Annotated in this window: 29 protein-coding genes and 1 pseudogene; 2 read left to right on the top strand and 28 right to left on the bottom strand. The window is 60.0% G+C overall.

Annotated elements, in window-relative coordinates:
• Positions 1 to 161 precede the first annotated feature (161 nt).
• Together msrP and msrQ are read left to right on the top strand one after the other, a co-directional pair.
• Entirely contained in the window at positions 162 to 1103 is a 942-nt protein-coding gene (msrP, locus tag C1A35_RS25935; RefSeq protein ID WP_104667138.1) for a protein-methionine-sulfoxide reductase catalytic subunit MsrP, read from the top strand.
• A gap of 2 nt (positions 1104 to 1105) precedes the next feature.
• Positions 1106 to 1759: a protein-methionine-sulfoxide reductase heme-binding subunit MsrQ gene (gene msrQ / locus C1A35_RS25930; RefSeq protein ID WP_104667137.1), complete on the top strand. Its 654-nt coding sequence runs from the start codon at positions 1106 to 1108 to the stop codon at positions 1757 to 1759.
• A gap of 552 nt (positions 1760 to 2311) precedes the next feature.
• Here the strand turns inward: msrQ and rplQ are convergent.
• The 28 genes and pseudogenes from rplQ to C1A35_RS36075 all read right to left on the bottom strand — a co-directional run.
• Positions 2312 to 2737: a 50S ribosomal protein L17 gene (gene rplQ / locus C1A35_RS25925; RefSeq protein ID WP_077961498.1), complete on the bottom strand. Its 426-nt coding sequence runs from the start codon at positions 2735 to 2737 to the stop codon at positions 2312 to 2314.
• A gap of 44 nt (positions 2738 to 2781) precedes the next feature.
• On the bottom strand, positions 2782 to 3792 hold the full coding sequence (locus C1A35_RS25920) for a DNA-directed RNA polymerase subunit alpha (RefSeq protein WP_034795592.1): 1011 nt from the start codon (positions 3790 to 3792) through the stop codon (positions 2782 to 2784).
• Positions 3793 to 3895: 103 nt separating this feature from the next.
• Complete coding sequence (gene rpsK / locus C1A35_RS25915; RefSeq protein ID WP_003536496.1) at positions 3896 to 4285, bottom strand: 30S ribosomal protein S11; 390 nt, start codon at positions 4283 to 4285, stop codon at positions 3896 to 3898.
• Between the two features lie 224 nt (positions 4286 to 4509).
• On the bottom strand, positions 4510 to 4878 hold the full coding sequence (gene rpsM / locus C1A35_RS25910; RefSeq protein WP_034795586.1) for a 30S ribosomal protein S13: 369 nt from the start codon (positions 4876 to 4878) through the stop codon (positions 4510 to 4512).
• 232 nt (positions 4879 to 5110) lie between these two features.
• On the bottom strand, positions 5111 to 5689 hold the full coding sequence (locus tag C1A35_RS25905) for an adenylate kinase (protein ID WP_104667136.1): 579 nt from the start codon (positions 5687 to 5689) through the stop codon (positions 5111 to 5113).
• On the bottom strand, positions 5686 to 7026 hold the full coding sequence (gene secY, locus C1A35_RS25900; protein ID WP_104667135.1) for a preprotein translocase subunit SecY: 1341 nt from the start codon (positions 7024 to 7026) through the stop codon (positions 5686 to 5688). Before secY ends, C1A35_RS25905 begins: the two co-directional genes overlap by 4 nt.
• A 233-nt stretch (positions 7027 to 7259) precedes the next feature.
• The gene (gene rplO, locus C1A35_RS25895) at positions 7260 to 7730 is read right to left on the bottom strand and encodes a 50S ribosomal protein L15 (RefSeq protein WP_104667134.1); all 471 of its coding nucleotides are present in this window, start codon (positions 7728 to 7730) and stop codon (positions 7260 to 7262) included.
• 13 nt (positions 7731 to 7743) lie between these two features.
• Positions 7744 to 7947, bottom strand: a complete 204-nt coding sequence (gene rpmD, locus C1A35_RS25890; RefSeq protein WP_077961502.1) for a 50S ribosomal protein L30 — start codon at positions 7945 to 7947, stop codon at positions 7744 to 7746.
• Between the two features lie 12 nt (positions 7948 to 7959).
• Positions 7960 to 8529 carry a 30S ribosomal protein S5 gene (rpsE, locus tag C1A35_RS25885; RefSeq protein ID WP_043623386.1) on the bottom strand — a complete coding sequence of 190 codons (570 nt, stop codon included), beginning with the start codon at positions 8527 to 8529 and terminating at the stop codon, positions 7960 to 7962.
• 128 nt (positions 8530 to 8657) lie between these two features.
• A complete protein-coding gene (gene rplR / locus C1A35_RS25880) occupies positions 8658 to 9020 on the bottom strand; it encodes a 50S ribosomal protein L18 (RefSeq protein WP_034795567.1) in 363 nt (120 codons plus the stop codon).
• A gap of 12 nt (positions 9021 to 9032) precedes the next feature.
• Positions 9033 to 9566: a 50S ribosomal protein L6 gene (rplF, locus tag C1A35_RS25875; RefSeq protein WP_104667133.1), complete on the bottom strand. Its 534-nt coding sequence runs from the start codon at positions 9564 to 9566 to the stop codon at positions 9033 to 9035.
• A gap of 46 nt (positions 9567 to 9612) precedes the next feature.
• Positions 9613 to 10011, bottom strand: coding sequence for a 30S ribosomal protein S8 (rpsH, locus tag C1A35_RS25870; RefSeq protein ID WP_104667132.1), 399 nt, complete (start codon positions 10009 to 10011; stop codon positions 9613 to 9615).
• 12 nt (positions 10012 to 10023) lie between these two features.
• A complete protein-coding gene (gene rpsN, locus C1A35_RS25865) occupies positions 10024 to 10329 on the bottom strand; it encodes a 30S ribosomal protein S14 (protein WP_104667131.1) in 306 nt (101 codons plus the stop codon).
• A 34-nt stretch (positions 10330 to 10363) separates the two neighbouring features.
• On the bottom strand, positions 10364 to 10921 hold the full coding sequence (rplE, locus tag C1A35_RS25860; RefSeq protein WP_104667130.1) for a 50S ribosomal protein L5: 558 nt from the start codon (positions 10919 to 10921) through the stop codon (positions 10364 to 10366).
• Positions 10914 to 11225 carry a 50S ribosomal protein L24 gene (gene rplX, locus C1A35_RS25855; protein WP_025426674.1) on the bottom strand — a complete coding sequence of 104 codons (312 nt, stop codon included), beginning with the start codon at positions 11223 to 11225 and terminating at the stop codon, positions 10914 to 10916. The genes rplE and rplX overlap by 8 nt, the downstream gene beginning before the upstream one ends.
• Before the next feature lie 14 nt (positions 11226 to 11239).
• Positions 11240 to 11608: a 50S ribosomal protein L14 gene (gene rplN / locus C1A35_RS25850; RefSeq protein WP_034795548.1), complete on the bottom strand. Its 369-nt coding sequence runs from the start codon at positions 11606 to 11608 to the stop codon at positions 11240 to 11242.
• A 178-nt stretch (positions 11609 to 11786) separates the two neighbouring features.
• Positions 11787 to 12023 (bottom strand): 30S ribosomal protein S17, encoded by a 237-nt coding sequence (rpsQ, locus tag C1A35_RS25845; protein WP_034795546.1) that lies wholly within the window; start codon positions 12021 to 12023, stop codon positions 11787 to 11789.
• A gap of 12 nt (positions 12024 to 12035) precedes the next feature.
• A complete protein-coding gene (rpmC, locus tag C1A35_RS25840) occupies positions 12036 to 12236 on the bottom strand; it encodes a 50S ribosomal protein L29 (RefSeq protein ID WP_034795543.1) in 201 nt (66 codons plus the stop codon).
• 11 nt (positions 12237 to 12247) lie between these two features.
• Positions 12248 to 12661 (bottom strand): 50S ribosomal protein L16, encoded by a 414-nt coding sequence (gene rplP, locus C1A35_RS25835; RefSeq protein WP_011975175.1) that lies wholly within the window; start codon positions 12659 to 12661, stop codon positions 12248 to 12250.
• A gap of 38 nt (positions 12662 to 12699) precedes the next feature.
• Positions 12700 to 13434, bottom strand: coding sequence for a 30S ribosomal protein S3 (gene rpsC, locus C1A35_RS25830; RefSeq protein ID WP_034795537.1), 735 nt, complete (start codon positions 13432 to 13434; stop codon positions 12700 to 12702).
• Positions 13434 to 13823 carry a 50S ribosomal protein L22 gene (rplV, locus tag C1A35_RS25825; RefSeq protein WP_077961504.1) on the bottom strand — a complete coding sequence of 130 codons (390 nt, stop codon included), beginning with the start codon at positions 13821 to 13823 and terminating at the stop codon, positions 13434 to 13436. The genes rpsC and rplV overlap by 1 nt, the downstream gene beginning before the upstream one ends.
• A gap of 2 nt (positions 13824 to 13825) precedes the next feature.
• Positions 13826 to 14104 (bottom strand): 30S ribosomal protein S19, encoded by a 279-nt coding sequence (rpsS, locus tag C1A35_RS25820; RefSeq protein ID WP_018239488.1) that lies wholly within the window; start codon positions 14102 to 14104, stop codon positions 13826 to 13828.
• Positions 14105 to 14119: 15 nt separating this feature from the next.
• Complete coding sequence (gene rplB, locus C1A35_RS25815) at positions 14120 to 14956, bottom strand: 50S ribosomal protein L2 (protein ID WP_043623402.1); 837 nt, start codon at positions 14954 to 14956, stop codon at positions 14120 to 14122.
• A gap of 43 nt (positions 14957 to 14999) precedes the next feature.
• On the bottom strand, positions 15000 to 15293 hold the full coding sequence (locus tag C1A35_RS25810; RefSeq protein WP_034795524.1) for a 50S ribosomal protein L23: 294 nt from the start codon (positions 15291 to 15293) through the stop codon (positions 15000 to 15002).
• Positions 15290 to 15910, bottom strand: coding sequence for a 50S ribosomal protein L4 (gene rplD / locus C1A35_RS25805; protein ID WP_034795521.1), 621 nt, complete (start codon positions 15908 to 15910; stop codon positions 15290 to 15292). Before rplD ends, C1A35_RS25810 begins: the two co-directional genes overlap by 4 nt.
• 12 nt (positions 15911 to 15922) lie before the next feature.
• Positions 15923 to 16609 (bottom strand): 50S ribosomal protein L3, encoded by a 687-nt coding sequence (gene rplC, locus C1A35_RS25800; RefSeq protein ID WP_065776811.1) that lies wholly within the window; start codon positions 16607 to 16609, stop codon positions 15923 to 15925.
• 139 nt (positions 16610 to 16748) lie between these two features.
• Positions 16749 to 17057, bottom strand: coding sequence for a 30S ribosomal protein S10 (gene rpsJ, locus C1A35_RS25795; protein ID WP_003507767.1), 309 nt, complete (start codon positions 17055 to 17057; stop codon positions 16749 to 16751).
• 320 nt (positions 17058 to 17377) lie between these two features.
• Positions 17378 to 17452: pseudogene (locus C1A35_RS36075) on the bottom strand (elongation factor Tu); the annotation flags it as partial.

The raw sequence follows: 17452 nt of genomic DNA, 5'->3' as shown, positions 1-17452 counted from the left end.
TAGGATTTCGCGGGAAAAAAGGCAAATGTTGGCGCAAGATACGCAAAGGCGCCAGCTTCACGCACTACGCACGAAAACGTGGTTTCATGCCCCTTTCGCGGTGATCGAAAGTCTGGTGAGTTCATAGAAGACAAGGCTCATAAACCGCTTCGGAAAAGACCATGCCATCCTACCGCCCGCCGCGAATCGTTTCCTCCGAAATCACTCCGGAGGCCATCTTCCTCAACCGCCGCACCTTCCTCGGGGCTGCCGCCGGCAGCGCTCTGCTTGCGGGCAGCGGCACGGGGCTGGCGGCCGCGCTCAGCGCCCCCAAGGGCAAATACACGGTCGACGAGGACCTGACGCCCGAGGCAGACGTTACCAGCTACAACAACTTCTATGAGTTCGGGACCGGCAAGGGCGATCCCGCTGCCAATTCGGGCAGCTTCAAGCCCACGCCCTGGACGGTGAAAGTCGACGGCCTCGTCGGCACGCCGCAGGAGATCGGGCTCGAGGAGCTGCTGAAGTTCCCGATCGAGGAGCGCGTCTACCGCATGCGCTGCGTCGAGGCGTGGTCGATGGTCATTCCCTGGACCGGGTTTCAGCTCTCGGCCCTCATCGACAAGGTCGAGCCGTTGGGCAGCGCCAAATATGTCTCTTTCGAAACCGTGGTGCGTCCCTCCGAGATGCCGGGCCAGTCCGGCTTCTTCCAGCCGCTTCCCTGGCCCTATCGCGAGGGGCTCCGGCTCGACGAGGCGCGCCACCCCCTCACCCTTCTCTCCGTCGGCGTCTACGGCAAGACGCTTCCCAACCAGAACGGCGCGCCCGTTCGGCTCGTCACACCCTGGAAGTACGGTTTCAAGGGAATCAAATCGATCGTGCGGATTTCACTGACGGAAACGCAGCCGCCGTCGACGTGGAACCTTTCGGCGCCCAACGAATACGGCTTCTACGCCAACGTCAATCCGGCGGTCGATCACCCGCGCTGGAGCCAGGCAACGGAAAACCGCATCGGCGGCGGCGGCTTCTTCGGCTCCAACCGGCGCGACACCCTGCCCTTCAACGGCTACGCTGACGAGGTGGCGAGCCTCTATGCCGGCATGGATCTGAGAGCGAACTACTGACCATGCCCCGCCTGCCCTCGCTTCCGAAACGCTACCATTCGACCTCGGTCTGGGCGCTCTACGGTCTCGGCCTGCTGCCGGCAGCCTATGCCTTCTATCTCGGCGCGACCGGGCGGCTGCCCGGCAACCCGGTCAAGGAATTCGAGCACCTGCTCGGGTTATGGGCCCTTCGGTTTCTGGTCGCGACCCTGGCGATCACCCCGATCCGCGATCTCATCGGCGTCAATTGGCTGCGCTACCGCCGGGCGCTGGGGCTGCTCGCCTTCTACTACGTGCTGATGCACTTCCTGGCTTACATGCTGCTTGATCAGCGGCTGAACGTCCAGGCGATCGTCGCCGACATCGCCCGCCGCCCGTTCATTACGATCGGCATGGCGGCCCTGGCCATGCTGATCCCGCTGGCGCTGACCTCCAACACCTGGTCGATCCGCACGCTCGGCCAACGCTGGAACAAGCTCCACCGACTCGCCTACGTGATCGCCGCTGCCGGCGCGGTGCATTTCGCCATGGCGGTCAAGGTCGTCGGGCCGGAGCAGATGCTCTATCTCGGGCTCGTCGCCGTGCTGCTTTCCTGGCGGTTTGTGCGCAAGCCCTATCTCAAGCGCAAACGACAGGCGCCTGGCACTTCGATTCGGCCTGCCGCCGGCAAGGCATAGTGAACACTATGCGTGAGTACCGTCGACACACCAACACCACAAGGTTGTTTTTTCGCTTGACCGCAACGACATGTACCACAGCCTGGACCTCAGGCGGACAACAACAAGTATCGACGCATGCCCGGAACAACACAGCGGCTTTTGGACAAGCTCCGAAGGATGGACGCTCACCGCGATTACGATCGCTTGCCATCTCGAAGGCTCCTGTCGACGTTCGCACGGGGACTATTGGAATTCCTGCAGGATTTTGTCCGCGCGGCCAGATTTAATCGCTTCTGGCCATCCTTGCTGTCGGATCTCGCATACTCCCTCTGCGCAGGTGCCCTGGCACTGCTGTTCGCATGGCCCGCCTTCTATGCGCTTGTTGCTGTATGTCTCGTGGTGATCTTCCGTCATCAGCACCGTCATTTCCGAAACTAACGAAAGCGGCCCGACAACGACGACAGACCTTGATACCGCTGCAGTTCGGCCGATACGCCGCACCGCGAACGCATAAAAAAGCGGCCGGGTGATGAACACCCGGCCGCTTCAATTTCACTGCCTTCGATCGGCTTAGGCTGCTTCGGCAGCTTCGGCTTCAGCGGCAACGCGAGCGCGGTCAGCGGCGCCCTTTGCATCGACGTCGCGGTCAACGAATTCGATGACGGCGAGAGCGGCGTTGTCGCCGTGGCGGAAGCCAGCCTTCATGATGCGCAGGTAGCCGCCGTTGCGGGTGGCGTAACGCGATGCGATCGTGTCGAACAGCTTGGCAACGACAGCGGCGTCGCGGATCTGCGAGATCGCCTGGCGGCGAGCGTGCAGGTCACCGCGCTTGCCGAGCGTGACGAGCTTCTCGACGATCGGGCGGATTTCCTTGGCCTTCGGCAGAGTCGTAACGATCTGCTCGTGCTGGATCAGCGAAGCTGCCATGTTGGCAAACATCGCCTTGCGGTGGCTGGCGGTTCTATTCAGCTTGCGGCCGGCTTTACCGTGGCGCATGGCTATTCTCCTTCACTTGCAGGCATTCGCCCGCAGTCTAATGGTTAGTATTGGTCTTCGTAACGCTTGGCGAGATCTTCGATGTTCTCAGGCGGCCAGGACGGCACTTCCATGCCGAGGTGCAGGCCCATGGAAGCGAGAACTTCCTTGATTTCGTTCAGCGACTTGCGACCAAAATTCGGCGTGCGGAGCATTTCTGCTTCGGTCTTCTGAATGAGGTCGCCGATGTAGACGATGTTGTCGTTCTTCAGGCAGTTGGCCGAACGGACCGAAAGTTCCAGTTCGTCGACCTTCTTGAGAAGCGCCGGGTTGAAGGCGAGTTCGGTAACTGCCTCTTCCTCTGCTTCCTTCTGCGGCTCGTCGAAGTTGACGAAGACCGACAGCTGGTCCTGAAGGATGCGGGCCGCAAACGCGATCGCATCTTCACCGGTGACGGAACCGTCCGTCTCGATGGACATCGTCAGCTTGTCGTAGTCAAGAACCTGGCCTTCGCGGGTGTTTTCCACCTTGTAGGACACTTTCTTGACCGGCGAGTACAGGCTGTCGACCGGGATCAGGCCGATCGGAGCATCTTCCGAGCGGTTGCGATCAGCCGGCACGTAGCCCTTGCCGTTGTTGACGGTGAACTCCATGCGGATTTCCGCGCCCTCGTCGAGGGTGCAGATCACATGGTTCGGGTTGAGGATTTCGATATCGCCAACCGTCTGGATGTCACCGGCGGTCACAACGCCCGGACCCTGCTTGCGCACGACCATGCGCTTTGCGTCGTCGCCATCCATCTTGATGGCGATTTCCTTGATGTTGAGCACGATGTCCGTCACATCTTCCCGGACGCCCGGGATAGAGGAGAACTCGTGCAGAACGCCGTCGATCTGCACTGCGGTGACAGCAGCACCGCGCAGCGACGACAGAAGCACGCGGCGAAGCGCGTTGCCGAGCGTCAGACCGAAGCCGCGTTCAAGCGGTTCCGCAACCAGCGTTGCCTTGGTGCGGCCGGAGGAGACGAACTCCACCTTGTTCGGCTTGATCAGTTCCTGCCAATTCTTCTGGATCATGTTTTCTGCCTTCCGTTCGTTGCCACCATCCAATCGTGACAACCGAGCCCCGAAGACCGGGAGAGCGCGGATACGCCCTCACCGGCATGTTGAATGCAAATGATCAGACGCGGCGCTTCTTGCGCGGGCGGCAGCCGTTGTGCGGGATCGGGGTCACATCGCGGATCGAGGTGATCATGAAGCCCGCAGCCTGCAGCGCGCGAAGAGCGGATTCACGGCCGGAACCCGGACCGCAAACTTCGACTTCCAGCGACTTCATGCCGTGTTCCTGAGCCTTCTTGGCGCAGTCTTCAGCGGCGATCTGTGCGGCGAACGGGGTCGACTTACGCGAGCCCTTGAAACCCTTGGCACCGGCCGACGACCAGGCAATCGCGTTGCCCTGTGCGTCAGTGATGGTGATCATGGTGTTGTTGAACGACGAGTTGACGTGCGCGACGCCAGACGTGATGTTCTTGCGTTCGCGACGGCGAACGCGGGTGGCTTCCTTGGCCATAGGATCCCTTTCTTAGATCTCTGCACCGCCGTAATTCCAGCGGCTCCACCGGGAAAAGGATTTGACGTCCCCTGCCCTGCATCTTCATTTCCCGCAGAACGGAGCCCGCCCTGCGATCTATCCGTCCGACCGAACCGGTCGGACAAAGGTCGGGCGAACGCCCTTCCAAACTGCAAAAGGAGGCCGGTGTTGACACCAGCCTCCCAATCTCCCTTTTCGGGAAATTACTTCTTCTTACCGGCAATCGCCTTCGCCGGACCCTTGCGGGTGCGGGCGTTGGTGTGGGTGCGCTGACCGCGAACCGGCAGGCCACGACGGTGACGCAGGCCGCGGTAGCAGCCGAGGTCCATCAGGCGCTTGATGTTCATCGAGGTCTCGCGACGCAGGTCACCCTCGACCTGGTAGTCGCGGTCGATGGTTTCGCGGATCTGCAGGACTTCAGCGTCCGTCAGCTGATGCACGCGGCGATCAGCCGGAATACCGACCTTCTCGATGATTTCCTGTGCGAATTTCGGGCCGATCCCGTGAATGTAGGTCAGCGCAATAACTACGCGCTTTGCCGTCGGGATGTTGACGCCAGCGATACGTGCCACGTCTATTCTCCTTGCGTTCCAGTTGCCATCCGGCAATAGGTGCTTCGTTACGCGACCTCGAAGAGCCGCACGTTGATTGAGGTTCGAGACACGTCAAAAACGACCGTACCCGGACTTCATTTTCTTTGAAGACCGCGCCGATCGCTCTCATGTCGCGAGTTGGCGCTGTCTTTGGCGGAATCGGCCGGAAAAGTCAACTCCCCGGCGGTTCCTTTTCGGCAAAGACCAGTGTCTAAGCCAGAATCTTCTCGATCTCGGCGGTGACGGTGTTCACGTCCGCCATGCCATCGACCGTTCTTAGCTGCCCCGTTCCGGCGTAATGCTCGGAGAGCGGCGCAGTCTTTTCGCGGTACTCGGTCAGCCGGCGCTTGAAGGCTTCCGGATTGTCGTCCGAACGAACGGTGCCGCCAGCTGCGATGGTTTCCGCTACGCGATTCTCCATCCGCTTTACAAGGGCCGCCTCGTCTACCTTGAGCTCGATCACGGCGTCGAGCTTCAGCCCTTTGCCCTCGAGCATCTTGCCGAGCGCGATCGCCTGCGGAACCGTGCGCGGGTAACCGTCGAGGATGAACCCCTTCGCGCAGTCCGACTGATCGATGCGATCCGACACGATTTCGTTGACGATCTCATCGGATACCAACTGACCGGCATCCATGACCGCCTTGGCGCGCTTGCCGACCTCGGTCGCCTGGGCGACGGCCGCCCGCAGCATATCTCCTGTGGAAAGCTGCGGAATGCCGTATCTCTCCGTCAGAAGCTTGGCCTGTGTCCCCTTGCCAGCGCCCGGCGGTCCCAAAAAAATCAGTCTCATCGTCCCCTCTTTCCTCCGCGCAGCTTCGACTTCTTGATCAGCCCCTCATATTGCTGTGCGATGAGGTGGCCCTGGATCTGTGCTACCGTATCAAGGGTGACGCTGACAACAATCAAAAGCGACGTACCACCAAGGTAGAACGGCACGCCGGTCTGCGAAATCAGAACTTCCGGCAGAATGCAGACGAAGATCAGGTAGGCCGCGCCGATCACGGTGATGCGCGTCAGGACATAATCGATGTATTCCGCGGTACGCTCGCCCGGACGAATGCCCGGAATGAAGCCGCCGTGCTTCTTCAGATTGTCGGCCGTGTCCTTCGGATTGAAGACGATCGCGGTGTAGAAGAAGGCGAAGAACGCGATCATTGCACCGTAGAGCACCATGTAGAGCGGCTTGCCGTGCGCAAGCGCGCCGACCACGGTGGTCGCCCAGCCCGGCAGCGTCGCCGTATTGGCAAAGCCCGCAAGCGTTGCCGGCAGCAGCAGCAGCGACGAGGCGAAGATCGCCGGGATGACGCCCGAAGTGTTGAGCTTGAGCGGCAGGTGCGAGGTATCCCCCTGGAACATGCGGTTGCCGACCTGGCGCTTCGGATACTGGATCAGAAGCCGCCGCTGCGCGCGTTCGACGAAAACGATGAGCGCGATGACGCCGACGACCATGACGATGATCGCGAGGATCAGCGGCGTCGACAGCGCGCCGGTGCGACCGAGTTCGAGCGTTCCGGCAAGCGCCGTCGGCAGATGCGCGACGATACCGGCAAAGATGATCAGCGAGATGCCGTTGCCGATGCCGCGCGACGTGATCTGCTCGCCGAGCCACATCAGGAACATCGTGCCGCCGAGCAGCGAGATGACCGTGGAAATACGGAAGAACCAGCCCGGATCGTTCACAAGGCCGTTGCCGCTCTCAAGGCCGACGGCAATGGCATAAGCCTGCGCCGTGCCGAGAAGCACCGTGCCGTAACGGGTATACTGGTTGATGATCTTGCGGCCCTGCTCGCCTTCCTTCTTCAGCTGCTCCAGCGCCGGAACGACCGACGTCATCAGCTGAACGATGATCGAGGCGGAGATATAGGGCATGATGCCGAGCGCGAAGATCGCCATGCGCTCAACTGCACCGCCCGAAAACATGTTGAAGAGGCCGAGGATGCCGCCGCTCTGGCCGCGGAATGCCTGGGCAAACGCGTCCGGGTTAAGACCGGGCAGCGGGATATAGGTGCCAAGACGGTAAACCAGAAGCGCACCAAGCGTGAACCAAAGACGTTTCTTCAGATCTTCCGCCTTGGCGAAAGTCGAGAAATTCAGGTTCGAGGCGAGCTGTTCCGCTGCAGAAGCCATGCAATTCTCCGCGTACCAAATCTCGGAATCAGCGGGAACACCCGGTCCGTTCCGGAAGGACTAACTTTTCGTCTTGAAAACCGGACGCGAGGCGATTGTGTCTGCAATCGGATGCCTCACCGTGGTTTCCGCTATGTCCGCCGCGGCGAGCGATTCGCGCTTGCGGACGTGAGGCTCACATATGGGAGCAAAACCGCCCGGAGTGAAGCACCCCGGGCGGTTCATCAATAATATTATTCGGCAGCCGCTGCGAGCAGCTTGATCGCGCCGCCAGCCTTTTCGATCTTCTCGATCGCCGACTTGGAGGCACCGGCAACTTCGAGCGAAACCTTCGCCTTCAGTTCGCCGTCGGCCAGAACGCGGACGCCGTCCTTTTCGCGACGGATGACGCCGGCCGCCTTGAGGGCAGCTGCGTCAACGGTCTTGGAAGCGTCGAGCTTCTTGGCGTCGATTGCCGTCTGGATGCGGCCGAGCGACACGACAACAAACTCCGAAGCGAAGATGTTGTTGAAGCCGCGCTTCGGCAGACGACGGTAGATCGGCATCTGGCCGCCTTCGAAGCCGTTGATGGCGACGCCCGAACGAGCCTTCTGACCCTTCACACCGCGACCGGCGGTCTTGCCGGAGCCCGAGCCGATACCACGGCCAAGACGCTTGCGGCTGTGGGTCGAGCCTTCGTTGTCCTTGATTTCATTCAGTTTCATGAGCTTATCCCCCTCACTTCTCGTCGACGACGCGAACGAGGTGCTGGACGGTCCGGATCATGCCGCGGACAGACGGGGTGTCTTCCAGCGTGCGAACCCGGTGCATCTTGTTGAGGCCCAGGCCGATGAGCGTCTGACGCTGCGAGGCCGGGCGGCGAATGGGGCTACCGATCTGCTCGACGGTAACCGTCTTCTTTGCAACTTCTTTCTTAGCCATCTGTCAGCTCCCTTATTCTTCGGAAGCAGCGCCGGAGGCGGCACGGCGAGCCTGGAGCGTGGCGTACTTCATGCCGCGCTGAGCTGCGATGTCCTTCGGGTGCATCTGGTTCTTGAGGGCGTCGAAGGTTGCACGAACCATGTTGTAGGGGTTCGACGAACCGGTCGACTTGGCGACGACGTCATGAACGCCGAGCGTTTCGAAGACGGCGCGCATCGGGCCACCGGCGATGATACCGGTACCGGCCTTGGCCGAACGCAGCAGCACCTTGCCGGCGCCGTGACGGCCGTGGACGTCGTGATGCAGGGTACGACCACCACGCAGCGGGACGAAAATGAGGTCGCGCTTGGCGGCTTCAGTCGCCTTGCGGATGGCTTCCGGCACTTCGCGTGCCTTGCCATGACCGAAGCCGACGCGGCCCTTCTGGTCGCCAACGACGACGAGAGCGGCGAAACCGAAACGACGACCGCCCTTCACCACCTTGGCGACGCGGTTAATTGCTACGAGCTTATCGACGAATTCGCTGTCGCGCTCTTCGCGGTTCTGGCGATCTTCGCGAGAACCCTTTCTTTCCTGTGCCATTGTCCTTTTCCTTTTTCTTTTCCGGGTGCAATCGGCAGATTGACAAAAGTCGCCCCCGTCCGATGGATCGGATGCGACCGGAAACCTATGAGAGTTCCAGGCGGGCGCAGAGCCCGCCTGGCAACCGATCAGAAGTTCAGACCACCTTCACGGGCGGCATCGGCGAGAGCCTTGATGCGGCCGTGATAGATGAAGGCGCCACGATCAAAGACAACGTCCTTGACGCCAGCCTTTGCGGCACGCTCAGCGATGAGCTTGCCGACGGCAGCCGCAGCTGCCGTGTCAGCGCCCGTCTTCAGCGACGAACGCAGATCGGTATCGAGCGTGGAGGCAGACGCGAGCGTCTTGCCGGCAACGTCATCGATAACCTGTACGTAGATGTTCTTCGACGAGCGATGAACCGACAGGCGCGGACGGCCATTGGCGACCGCCTTGATTTGACGGCGCACGCGGTTGGCGCGACGCACAAGAGTATCTTTCCTGCTAGCCATTTCGCGTGTTCCTTACTTCTTCTTGCCTTCTTTGCGGACAATCCGCTCTTCGGCATACTTGACGCCCTTGCCCTTGTAGGGCTCGGGGCCGCGGTATTCGCGGATTTCCGCGGCAACCTGGCCGACCTGCTGCTTGTTGATGCCGGACACGATAATTTCGGTCGGCTTCGGAACAGCAATCGTGATGCCTTCCGGGGTCTGGTAGACGACGTCGTGGCTGAAGCCGAGCGCCAGCTGCAGGTTCTTGCCCTGCAGCGACGCACGATAACCAACGCCGTTGATTTCGAGCTTGCGCTCGTAACCGTCCTTGACGCCCTTGAAGATGTTCTCGATCATCGTGCGGGACATGCCCCACTTCGAACGAGCATCCTTGCTCTGGCTGAGCGGCTGTACAACAACCGCATTGTTTTCGAGCGCTACCGATACTTCGTCGTTTGCAACAAAGAACAGTTCGCCCTTCGGGCCCTTCGCCGTTACCTTCTGGCCATCAACGCTTGCCGTGACGCCTGCCGGAACCTGAACGGGCTTTTTACCGATACGAGACATTTTTATACCTGTCTGTTCGCTATGGAGAACTTGCTACCGTCTTCAATTAGAAGACGGAGCAAAGGATCTCGCCACCAACATTCTGTTCGCGTGCCTGATGATCGGCCATCACGCCCTTCGGGGTCGAAAGGATGGTGATGCCGAGGCCGTTCGCGACCTGCGGAATGGACTTAACCGAGACATAAACTCGGCGGCCCGGCTTGGAAACGCGTCCGATCTCACGGATCACGGAAGCGCCTTCGTAGTACTTCAGCTCGATGTTCAGCTCGGTCTTGCCGTTGCCGAATACGACTTCAGAGTACCCGCGGATGTAACCTTCAGCCTGAAGAACATCCAGAACACGTGCGCGGAGCTTGGAAGCCGGCGTCGAAACGCTCGACTTGCGGCGAGCCGCGCCGTTACGGATACGGGTGAGCATATCGCCCAGCGGATCAGTCATTGCCATGTGCCCGTCTCCTTACCAGCTCGACTTGACGACGCCCGGCACCTTGCCGAGGTTGCCCAGTTCGCGAAGCGCAATACGCGACATACGAAGTTTACGATAGAAGGCGCGCGGACGGCCGGTAACTTCGCAACGGTTGCGGATGCGGGTCTTGGATCCATCGCGCGGCAGGCCTGCCAGCTTGATGGTTGCCTTGAACCGCTCTTCAATCGGCAGAGACTGGTTCATGATGGTCGCCTTCAGAGCGGCACGCTTTGCAGCCTGCGAGGCAACCAGTTTGCGGCGGCGCTTGTTCTTTTCAACTGCGCTCGTTTTCGCCATTACAGTTATCCTTCTTTACGCTTGTCGTTACGGATTACTGACGGAACGGGAAGTTGAACTCTGCGAGCAGAGCACGAGCTTCGTCGTCGTTAGTTGCCGTCGTGCAAACGATGATGTCCATGCCCCACATCTGATCAACCTTGTCGTAGTTGATCTCAGGGAACACAATGTGTTCCTTGACGCCCATGGCGAAGTTGCCACGTCCGTCAAAGGACTTCGGGTTGAGGCCACGGAAGTCGCGAACGCGCGGAAGCGCGATGTTCACGAGGCGATCGAGGAACTCAAACATCCGAACGCCGCGCAGGGTAACCTTGGCACCAATCGGCATGCCTTCGCGAAGCTTGAAGCCTGCGATGGAGTTGCGAGCGCGGGTGATTACCGGCTTCTGGCCGGCAATTGCAGCGAGGTCGGCAGCAGCAACGGACGGCTTCTTCGAATCGCCCGTCGATTCGCCAACACCCATGTTGATGACGATCTTGTCGAGACGCGGGATCTGCATTTCGTTGGCGTAGGAGAACTTCTCCTGCATAGCCGCACGAATACGTTCGACATATTCCTTCTTGAGCCGGGGCTCATAAGCGGACTTAGCCATCGATCACTACTCCCGAACGCTTGGCCACACGGACCTTCTTGTCACCGTCGATCTTGAAACCGACGCGGGTCGGCTTGCCGTCCTTCGGATCGGCAATCGCGATGTTCGAAAGATGGATCGAGGCTTCCTTGTTGATGATGCCGGCTTCCTGGCTCTGGGTCTGGCGCTGGTGACGCTTCACCATGTTGACGCCACGCACGACAGCCCGGTCTTCCTTCGGCATTACCTGGACGACTTCGCCGGTACGACCCTTGTCCTTACCGGTGAGAACGACGACTTTGTCGCCTTTGCGAATCTTTTGCATCTCTCAACGCTCCCTTAGAGTACTTCTGGAGCCAGCGAGATGATCTTCATGTGGTTCTTGGCGCGAAGTTCGCGCGGAACCGGTCCGAAGATACGGGTGCCGATCGGCTCTTTCTTGTTATCGATAAGAACGGCTGCGTTGGTGTCAAAGCGGATGACGGAGCCATCCGGACGGCGGATGTCCTTCGCAGTGCGAACGACAACAGCCTTCATGACATCGCCCTTCTTTACGCGGCCGCGCGGAATGGCTTCCTTGATCGAAACGACAATGATGTCGCCGACCGACGCATACTTGCGCTTGGAGCCGCCCAGCACCTTGATGCACATGACACGACGTGCGCCGGAATTATCCGCCACGTCGAGGTTTGTTTGCATCTGAATCATGTCAGGTCGCCTTCTTGTTGTTACCAGGCCGGTTGGGTCGAAACCCCCTCGCCCGGCTTATAGTGCTCATCTCAAAGCAAAAGAACGCCCGGAATCGAGCGTTCCCCTGCTTCAATTGCGTGCTTCATACAGGTATTTTCCCAAGACGCAAGGGTCTTGGCGTCAAAACCTGCTGAAATCAAGCGTGGGCGGCGACTACCGTCCAGCGCTTATCCTTCGAGATCGGCGCGCATTCCTCGATGGAAACGACGTCACCAACCTTGTACTGGTTGTTTTCGTCGTGCGCCTTGTACTTCTTCGAGCGACGGACGGTCTTCTGGAGGATCGGGTGCGCAAAGCGGCGCTCGACCCGTACGACGACGGTCTTGTCGTTCTTGTCGCTGACAACAGTGCCCTGCAGAATGCGTTTCGGCATATTTTCTGGTCCTTAGGCCTTGGCTTCTGCCGCCTTCTGGCGGGCAATGGTTTTGACGCGTGCGATGTCCTTGCGGACTTCGTTGATACGCGAAGACTTCTCGAGCTGGCCGGTTGCCTTCTGGAAGCGCAGGTTGAACTGCTCCTTCTTCAGCTTGGCAAGCTCTTCGTTGAGTTGATCGGCGCTCAGGGCGCGAACATCTACGGCTTTCATGAGTTCACTCCTTACTCTGCGATACGCTGCACGAAGCGCGTCTTGACAGAGAGCTTGGCAGCGCCAAGACGAAGTGCCTCACGGGCAAGTTCTTCGCTGACACCATCGATCTCAAACATCATTCGGCCGGGCTTGACCTTGCATGCCCAGTATTCGACCGAACCCTTACCTTTACCCATGCGGACTTCCGTCGGCTTGGCGGTGACCGGAACGTCGGGGAACACACGGATCCAGACGCGGCCGGCGCGCTTCATGTGACGCGTGATCGCGCGGCGGGCCGCTTCGATCTCGCGCGCATTCACGCGGTTGGGTTCCTGAGCCTTAAGGCCGAATTCGCCGAAAGCGAGATCAGATCCGCCCTTGGCTACGCCCTTGATGCGGCCCTTGAACTGCTTGCGATACTTCGTACGCTTTGGCTGCAACATTTTTTTACTTCTCCGATATTGGCTGCCAAACGCGAATGTTACGCGTTTTCACGACGGCGGTCACGATCGCCACGGTCGCGATCACGGCCTGCCGGGCCCTGGTTGTCACTTTCGATCGCGCGACGCTCGGAAGCCATCGGATCGTGCTCAAGGATTTCGCCCTTGAAGATCCAGACCTTGATGCCGCAGATGCCGAAAGCGGTTTCCGCTTCAGCCGTGCCGTAGTCGATGTCCGCACGCAGGGTGTGCAGCGGAACGCGACCTTCGCGGTACCATTCGGTACGAGCGATTTCGGCGCCACCGAGGCGACCGGCGCAGGTGATCTTGATGCCTTCGGCGCCAAGACGCATGGCCGACTGAACAGCGCGCTTCATCGCACGGCGGAAAGCCACGCGGCGCTCGAGCTGCTGGGCGATCGACTGCGCGACGAGGGTCGCGTCGACTTCCGGCTTGCGCACTTCAACGATGTTGAGGTGCGTTTCGGAGCTGGTCATCTCGGAAAGCTTCTTGCGGAGCTTCTCGATGTCAGCGCCCTTCTTGCCGATGATCAGGCCCGGGCGAGCGGAGTGGATCGTGACGCGGCACTTCTTGTGCGGACGCTCGATAACCACCTTGGCGATGCCGGCGGCCTTCAGTTCTTCCATCAGGTAAGCGCGGATCTTCAGGTCTTCGTGAAGAAGCTGGCCGTATTCGGCGTTGTCCGCGAACCAGCGGCTGTCCCAGGTCCGGTTGATACCGAGACGGAAGCCGATCGGATTAATCTTCTGACCCATTATGCGGCCTCCCCTTTGGCTTCCACTTCACGGACGACGATCGTCAGGTGCGAGAACGGCTTTTCGACACGCGATGCACGGCCGCGACCACGAGCGTGGAAGCGCTTCATGACAATCGACTTGCCAACGTAAGCTTCTGCAACGACGAGCGAATCGACGTCGAGATCGTGGTTGTTCTCTGCGTTTGCGATGGCAGATTCAAGGGTCTTCTTGACCGTCTCTGCAATGCGCTTGCGGGAGAACTGCAGATCGGCCAGAGCGCGATCGACCTTCTTGCCGCGGATCATCGCAGCAACCAGGTTGAGCTTCTGGGGGCTGACGCGGATCGTGCGCGCAACTGCCTGCGCCTCATTATCCTTCAGCCGGCGTTCGGCTTTTGCCTTGCCCATTGTTACTTCCTCTTTGCCTTCTTGTCCGCACCGTGACCGTAGTAGGTCCGGGTCGGAGAGAATTCACCAAACTTGTGACCGACCATGTCTTCATTGACGCTGACCGGAACGTGCTTGCTGCCGTTGTAGACGCCGAAGGTGAGGCCGACAAACTGCGGAAGGATCGTGGAGCGGCGGCTCCAAATCTTGATCACTTCGTTACGACCGCCTTCGCGGACCTTCTCAGCCTTCTTGAGAAGATAACCGTCAACGAACGGACCTTTCCATACTGAACGAGTCATTCGAGACTTCCTCTCTTACTTCTTCTTCTGGTGGCGCGAGCGCATGATGAACTTGTCGGTCGACTTGTTCGAGCGCGTACGCTTACCCTTCGTGGGCTTGCCCCACGGGGTAACCGGGTGACGACCACCCGAGGTACGGCCTTCACCACCGCCGTGCGGGTGGTCAACCGGGTTCATGACGACGCCGCGAACGTGCGGCTTCTTGCCGCGCCAACGCGAACGACCAGCCTTGCCGTCATTGATGTTGCCGTGGTCGGGGTTCGACACGGCGCCGATCGATGCGAGGCAGGAACCGTGCACCAGACGCTGTTCGCCAGAGTTCAGGCGAAGGATCGCCATGCCCTGGTCGCGGCCAACGAGCTGTGCGTAGGTACCGGCGGAGCGGGCCATCTGGCCGCCCTTGCCCGGCTTCATTTCCACGTTGTGGATGATGGAGCCGACCGGGATGTACTGCAGCGGCATCGTGTTGCCGGGCTTTACGTCGACAGCCTTTTCCGAAGCGATGACCTTGTCGCCGGCAGCGAGGCGCTGCGGAGCGAGGATGTAGGCCTTTTCGCCGTCGGCGTAGTTGACGAGCGCGATGAACGCGGTGCGGTTCGGGTCGTATTCCAGACGCTCGACCGTGCCTTCAACGTCGAACTTGCGACGCTTGAAGTCCACCAGACGATAGGTGCGCTTGTGACCGCCGCCCTGGAAGCGAACGGTGATGCGACCGAGGTTGTTGCGACCGCCCTTGGAGGACAGGCCTTCGGTCAGCGCCTTTACCGGCTTGCCCTTGTAGAGGCCGGACCGGTCAACGATGACCAGCTGGCGCTGGCTCGGGGTCGTCGGATTGAAATTTTTCAATGCCATTTTCTTGTTCCCTTTTGGGTTTTTACCCTAATGGGCCTATCCGTTAGAGACCGGTGGAGACGTCGATGGACTGACCGTCGGCGAGCGTGATGACCGCCTTCTTCACGTCCTTCTGCTTTCCGGCAAAGCCGCGGAAACGCTTCGTCTTGCCCTTGCGGACCAGCGTGTTCACGGCCGTAACCTTGACGCCGAACAGAGCTTCGACGGCAGCCTTGATCTCAGGCTTCGAAGCGTCCTTGGCGACGTTGAAGACGACCTGGTTCTGTTCGGAAACCAGCGTCGACTTTTCAGTGATCGAGGGAGACACGATCACGTCGTAGTGGCGAAGATCCGTCATTTGAACCGCTCCTCCAGAGCTTCCACGGCAGCCTTGGAAAGCACGAGCTTGCCACGGCGCAGAATGTCGTAAACGTTGATGCCCTGAACCGGCAGAACGTCCACGTTCGGGATGTTCTGGGCTGCGAGCTTGAAATTGTTCTCGATCTCGGCGCCGCCGATGATGAGAGCGTTGGTGAGGCCGAGCGACGCGAATACGCCGGCGAGAGCCTTGGTCTTTGCTTCCTTGGCAACGAGATCGTCGATGACGATGATCTCTTCAGCCTTCAGCTTGGCCGAGAGCGCATGGCGCAGGCCGAGAGCGCGAACCTTCTTCGGCAGGTCATGGGCATGGCTGCGAACAACCGGGCCATGAGCCTTACCACCGCCGCGGAACTGCGGAGCACGAGCGGAGTGGTGGCGGGCGCGGCCCGTACCCTTCTGCTTGTACATCTTGGCGCCGGTGCGGGAAACTTCAGCGCGGCCCTTGGCCTTGTGCGTGCCCTGCTGCTTCTTGGCGAGCTGCCAACGAACGACGCGGGCAATGATGTCTTCACGGGGTTCGAGGCCGAAAATGGCGTCAGAAAGGGAAACCTTTCCCGCGTCCTTGCCCTCGAGGGTTTTGACGTTGAGATCCATTATTCGGCTCCCTTACTTCGATGCTTCGGCGCGCACAGCGGCCGGACGCGGAGCGCCTTCCGGAGTGCCCGACTTGATGGCGTCACGAACGACGATCCAGGCACCCTTGGAGCCGGGGACAGCGCCCTTGACCAGGATCAGACCGCGGTCTTCATCGGTCGATACGACTTCGAGGTTCTGAGTGGTAACGCGGGTCTGGCCCATGTGACCAGCCATGCGCTTGCCCTTCCAAACGCGGCCCGGATCCTGGTTGGAACCGGTCGAACCATGCGAACGGTGCGATACGGAAACGCCGTGCGTTGCACGCAGACCGCCGAAATTGTGGCGCTTGATGGCGCCCGCAAAGCCCTTACCGATCGTGGTACCGGTGACGTCAACGAGCTGACCGGCAACGAAATGGTTCGCCGTCAGTTCGAGACCGATGTCGATCAGGTTGTCCGCGGAGACGCGGAACTCGACGAGCTTCGCCTTCGGCTCGACGTTGGCAGCAGCAAAGTGGCCACGCATCGCCTTCGGCGTGTTCTTGACCTTGGAGCGGCCAGCACCGAGCTGGACAGCTACATAGCCGTTCTTTTCTTCCGTACGCTGGGCTACCACCTGGCAGTTCTCCAGCTTCAAAACTGTAACCGGGATATGCTCACCGGCGTCGTTATAGACGCGGGTCATTCCCACTTTCTGTGCAATCACACCTGAACGCATCGGTTCATTCCTCTTGAGAGTTAGTGACGGAGCGAACCCCCTCACATCTCTGGTTTAAGGTCTCCTCGAGATCATCCGATCCTGAGGTCGCCCGTTTTTGGAAGCCGTTGGACCGGGGTCCACGTACCTTCCTTGTTTATTAAAGCTTGATTTCCACGTCGACGCCGGCAGCCAGGTCGAGCTTCATCAGCGCGTCAACGGTCTGCGGGGTCGGGTCTACGATGTCGAGAAGGCGCTTGTGGGTGCGCATTTCGAACTGTTCACGGCTCTTCTTGTCGACGTGCGGCGAGCGGTTGACCGTAAACTTTTCAATGCGCGTCGGCAGCGGTACGGGACCGCGCACGCTGGCACCGGTGCGCTTTGCAGTCGACACGATTTCGCGCGTCGAGGCGTCGAGGATCCGGTGATCAAACGCCTTGAGGCGGATGCGGATGTTCTGGCCGTTCATACGACTTATCCTTGTTCGGGTTACTTGCGGTTTCCGTGGAAAAACACGCAGTGAACTTCGTTTAATTTCGGCCAGTCCGCTAATTTTTCAAAGATCGGAGGGACAGAGTTTCCCCTGCCCCTTCCTATTTGAGCGGCCGTGGCCGGCCTGTCTTTTTGTGAGCGCACGACGTCGAAGCACCGTGCAAATCACGCGTGGGCGCCATTTGCACTATTTCGTCGTCTTCGGCAAGCCGTGCGACCAACTAAATCTTTCGGGGCGGGTATGTCCAAGGCGCATAGCACATGCGCCTTGTGTCTTCCCGCCCTCAGTCCCGTCGATTACTCGACGATCGAGGCAACGATGCCTGCGCCGACGGTACGGCCGCCTTCGCGGATCGCGAAGCGCAGCTTTTC

The organism is Ensifer adhaerens, from assembly GCF_002940685.1.
In the GTDB taxonomy this organism is placed as follows: Bacteria; Pseudomonadota; Alphaproteobacteria; order Rhizobiales; family Rhizobiaceae; genus Ensifer; species Ensifer adhaerens_E.
The sequence above is the reverse complement of the archived record's forward strand: the minus strand, read 5'-3'. Positions and strand labels throughout refer to the sequence as shown.